Here is a 5157-nt window from a genome sequence, read left to right on the forward strand (position 1 = left end):
GCTATCACTTGCTCGGATCGTTCCTGCTCGAACGAAATACGTGAAGGTGCCATTCTGTCTGAAATCCCCACCAGCAGGCGTAACGACATTTCCATTGACAATTAAACGTGCGCTTGTTACATCGCCTGTATACGTTCCAGTAATGTTAGTATCTCCTACTCGATAATCCGCTGGTGTAATCGTTCCTTGGGTATTTGCAATCACTCGTACTGGTTTTCGATCAAGTTCTCTACCGTTTGGAGCATCAAGTGCGATGAGCTCTACGCTATCACTTGCTCGGATCGTTCCTGCTCGAACGAAATACGTGAAGGTGCCATTCTGTCTGAAATCCCCACCAGCAGGCGTAACGACATTTCCATTGACAATTAAACGTGCGCTTGTTACATCGCCTGTATACGTTCCGGTAATGTTAGTATCTCCCACTCGATAATCCGCTGGTGTAATCGTTCCTTGGGTTGTCGCAATCACACGCACTGTTTGGCGGTCTAATTCTGTACCGGACATATCTAGTCCTAGAATTTGCACATCATCTCTAGCTTGAATGCTGCCTGCAGGTACGATATACGTAAAGGTACCATTGGCAAAGTTCCCCCCGCCCGTAGGAACAGTTATACCATTCACAACGAGACGCGCTTGTGTTACTGAACCTGTATAACTTCCTGTAATACTCGATGCTCCCACATTATAATCATTTGGTCGGATCGTGCCTTGTGATATCGGTGGCACCACAATGACTGGTTTCGTATCCAAAATGCGGTTGTTGAAATCCAATGCTTGGATTGTCACAGTATCTCCAGCCTTAATTCCTGCGTTCCCCGCAAAGAATGAAAAACTTCCGCTATCAAAGCTACCTCCAATATTGATTGATGTTCCATTGACATATACTCGTGCTCGTACAACATCATCCGTGTACGTTCCAGTAATATTCGCATCTCCCACATTAAAGCGGTCGGGTGTAATCGTTCCCACCGTTTGTGCGCTAGTAACTCTTCTCGATGCAATATTTGAACTCACATTATTAAACGTGGCTTGAGCCGTTATAACGGTTTCCACTGTTTGGGCTGGGATAGGAATTGTGTAATCTCCATTACTATCAACTGTGCCTGTCCCAATCACGGTACTACCATTTTCAATTCGAACGGTAGATTCTGGATGTCCTGTTCCTGACGCACTTGTAGACTGATCCGTTAAAGAATCTAAAGTCGTGGGCGCTAGTTGAGCTGGTTGAACGATGGTACTAACTGCCGGAGCACTTAAGTTCCCCAATACCGCCGTGGCAGTAACTGTGCTTCCTGCTGGTTGAGCAGGGATAGGAATCGTATATCGGTTAGCACTATCAGCTCTTCCGCTTCCCAACACAGTAGTGCCATTTCGAATGGTAACCGTAGAATTGGCCTCGGCCACTCCTGTTGCACTCGTTGATAGAGATGTTAAACTACTAATAGTCGTATTTCGCATGGTTCCATAATTATTTCGCAATGTGTAGTAGCTTGTAGCTAGAACTATACCGCCCTTATTAACTTGTGTCGACAGCGTATAACGGTACTGATCACCTGCTCGGGCGGTGCTTGTTGTATAAAACGGCATTGTTCCTCTAAGAGCACCTACCCGTTGAGACGACATGATGTACCATGTGCCATTATAGTACTCTTCTTGTGTTATAAAATATAAAGAAGAGGAGGAAGTAAAAGTTACATCCATCATACCTATACGATAATCATTTGGATTAAGAGGCCTCTCTACAATTGATGTGATACTCCCAGATGTCGCATGAGCCTTTTCCCCCGGCGCTAGATAAGGATTGTACACAGCAACCAATGCCATAACAACACATATCATAGTAATAAATATTTTTTTCATAATTTAAAAATGCCTCCTTTTGACTATTTAAATTTTTAACTATCATCTTGATGTAGTTTCTATTTGTTATTAAATTGGGCTAATTCCCTTGAAACCATTAAATTTCATGAACACCCCTTCCTTCATAAACAACTGCTGTATGTCTAGCTTGGTGGTAAATCACCTTTCCTTCACATTTTTCTCCCCTCCTTTACCATGAATTCTTCAAATAATGTATTCATATATTGAACGAGATATGGCAAAGAAACATACAACAATTTAGTTCTTTTACTTGTATGGACAACACTTTTGAGAGCTAGTGATGCACAACTAGAGTGTAGCTGGTTTTCTGAAAGATTAGCTTGGACTCCTAAAAATGCTAAGCGAAACTTATAGATTCGTTGTGGTGTCTGTCTACTAATACTATCTAAACAATGTGTTCAGCAGTGCTACTTCCATACGTTCTACTGAGTTAAAAAAGCTATTTCAACAGTTCTCTCGCCGGTACGCAAAATCCATCGTCTGCTTTATTTGAGCATTTGGGGAGGCAAGTCCTATAAATTCCATAGGTAGATACCACAGGACACTCTCAGACCACGCAATATACAACTTCTTTTCGCCATCCAAAATATCGCCCGCCACAACTAGAATTATTTTTGTGCAACCTCCTTCACACTAGCTATAAAACACCCCGTCATCAGTCAGATCTATACCTTTTTCCAACATAACTTCCATTCCAAAATGCAGGTGGATAAACTGGGCGTATTCTTGAAATTCAATTTGGTCAGTAAAGTGAAATAGTTTATTCTCCAAGGCAAAAAACACCCTTTTAAAAAAACGTTTCGTTTTTTAGAAGGGTGTTTTTTGGTTTTATTTTCCTGCGAGGACTGTGCAGGTGCGTAATCTATGCTACGTTCAGTTTGAAAATTTAAAAAAACGAACGTTTTTTGAGGAATTAGATATTTTGTGGTATATTCTACATGTTATCTGTTTCCTGTATAGTATGCAAGGGAAGCGGATAAAAAAAAAGATAAAAATTTAAAGGTAGGTGGTTACGTTCATGGAATATTCACAAACGGGAGATCTGAAAAAAATGAAAGCTAAGATCTACGGCTACGCCAGAGTATCTACACAAGAGCAATCTATGCATAGTCAAGTAGATGCTTTAGAATCTTTTGGCTGTCAGCAGATTATTCTTGAGAAAGAGTCAGGAAGGAAACGACGAAAAGAGTTAGAAAATTTATTTTTACGGATGAGGGCTGGGGATACATTAGTTGTGACTAAACTAGACCGATTGAGCCGCACAACAAAAGATTTATTGGAGATCAGCGAATTTCTGCAGAAGAAGCACATTCATTTCATCAGCTTAAAAGAAAAAATCGATACATCGTCACCTATCGGCAAGTTCTATTTTATCCTAATCGCCGCTATAGCCGAAATGGAGGTATCGATGATTCGGGAGAGAACTTTACTTGGCTTAAAAGCAGCTAAAAAAAGAGGCCGATGCGGGGGAAGGCCTAGTATATCTGCCGAAAAAAGCGAGGCTATTCATCGACTAATAAATCGAGGTGTATCAAAAAAGGATATTGCCGCCCAATTAGAAATATCTCTTGCGACAGTTTATAACTATATAAAACATAGTGAATAGATGTACATGTCATATACACTGTAGAATCATTTTTATTTATTATAAATAACTAATTCAAGCCCTATTAAAATTATCATGAAGAGCGTACACAGGTTGTAAAAGAAATTAAAACTATTGCCTTCCATATAAAATAAGCCGAAATGGCAGATTTTTATCGCCCTTATCCTCGTATAACTGCTATATCATTTCGTGTGCTATAAGAGCCCTTACCAGCTTTATCACCGGTTGTATTCTTTTATTAATGTTTGTTTAAAGTAGTTTAATCGATCTGGCTGTAGGTTCCCTTCCGTCATCAAAAAATCTAGATATTCCCTAAAGTATTCTGGTGTAGTCCTGTCGCACTTCGGGCATATCCTTTGATCCACTAAATTCTTTGAACAATAAATTTCCTGCTACATGGATAATTTCTTTTACTTTCATCCGAAAAGGCGCAAGCTATATGTGAAGCCAGTTTGGACATAGGAAGGCTATTGTAAGGTTCATTTCCGTATACGGTAAAACAACCTCTATTTCATGGCTAGTAACATGCGAAAATTAGCACACCTCGCGTGCTGAAACCACAAAAATAGTGATACAAAATCTACAATTTGGATTTTGTATCACTATTTTCATTTTGGAGACCTTTTTGTACCAACCTCTTCTTACATTTAGTCAAGTAATAAAAGAACAGCTCCTGACCCGTGTTGCCTAGCCGTTATTGATGCGATTATCTTAGCATCCTTTTGAATCACTATTTTTCATTTTGCAACTCTTTCGTTCTAGCTTTAATCACTTACATATTAGTTCTGGACTTCTTTTTCCTTCTGATTATGAAATAACTAAACAAGATTAGCATACTCCCTAAAATCACAGTCCACATATGGCTTTGATCTCCTGTTTTGGGAAGTAACTTGGGTTCTTTCATATCGCTAATGACTGGTGCATCTGCTATAATTTGCATGTTTACCGTCGTACTTGCGGATTTTCCGTTACTGTTGGTCACACTATATACCACTGGGTAATTTCCTTCTTTTTGGAAGTTCACACTGCTATAGTCTACAGTCGCATCGGAACTTATGTCCCCATCTGTTTTATCTTGTGCTGTTACGTCTGCGAACCAGCTTATCTCTGTGGCTTTTGTTCCGACGAGTGCGCTCATATCTTTCGCTTGAATAATTGGGGCTTCTGCTGTTATCTGCATGTTTACCGTGGTACTCGCAGATTTCCCATTACTGTTGGTCACACTGTATGTTACTGGATAGTTGCCTTCTTTTTGGAAGTCTACACCACTGTAATCTACGCTCACATCCGGACTGATGTCTCCATCTACTTTATCCTCGGCTGTTACATCGGTGAACCAGCTTATATCGGTAGCTTTTGTTCCTGCTATTGCGGCCATATCTTTCGCATGAATGACTGGCGCTTCGGCTGTTATTTGCATGTTTACCGTTGTGCTTGCAGATTTTCCGTTACTGTTGGTCACACTGTACACCACTGGATAGTTTCCTTCTTTTTGGAAATTCACACTGCTATAGTCTACACTCACATCCGGACTGATGTCTCCGTCTACTTTATCCTCGGCTGTTACATCGGTGAACCAGCTTATATCGGTAGCTTTTGTTCCTGCTATTGCGGCCATATCTTTCGCATGAATGACTGGCGCTTCGGCTGTTATCTGCATGTTTACCGTT

The 5157-nt window shown here is 40.5% G+C and carries 3 protein-coding genes; 1 reads left to right on the forward strand and 2 read right to left on the reverse strand.

Translation table 11 applies throughout. The annotated features are described in order from the left end of the window. A partial coding sequence (locus tag PGRAN_RS15930) for an immunoglobulin-like domain-containing protein (protein WP_241433375.1) occupies nt 1–1860 on the reverse strand: 1860 nt, incomplete at its 3' end. A gap of 1039 nt (nt 1861–2899) precedes the next feature. Here PGRAN_RS15930 and PGRAN_RS14955 point away from each other — a divergent pair. Then, nucleotides 2900–3487, forward strand: coding sequence for a recombinase family protein (locus PGRAN_RS14955; RefSeq protein WP_051998691.1), 588 nt, complete (start codon nt 2900–2902; stop codon nt 3485–3487). Between the two features lie 772 nt (nt 3488–4259). Here the strand turns inward: PGRAN_RS14955 and PGRAN_RS14960 are convergent. Beyond that, on the reverse strand, nt 4260–5157 hold an 898-nt coding region (locus PGRAN_RS14960; RefSeq protein ID WP_149024083.1), incomplete at its 5' end, for an LPXTG cell wall anchor domain-containing protein.

Source organism: Listeria grandensis FSL F6-0971 (genome assembly GCF_000525835.1).
GTDB lineage: Bacteria > Bacillota > Bacilli > Lactobacillales > Listeriaceae > Listeria_A > Listeria_A grandensis.

What these genes read in the sequence shown, in the direction of transcription:
- PGRAN_RS14955 (WP_051998691.1), top strand. Translation starts at nt 2,900, where the DNA reads ATGGAATATTCACAAACGGGAGATCTGAAAAAAATGAAAGCTAAGATC.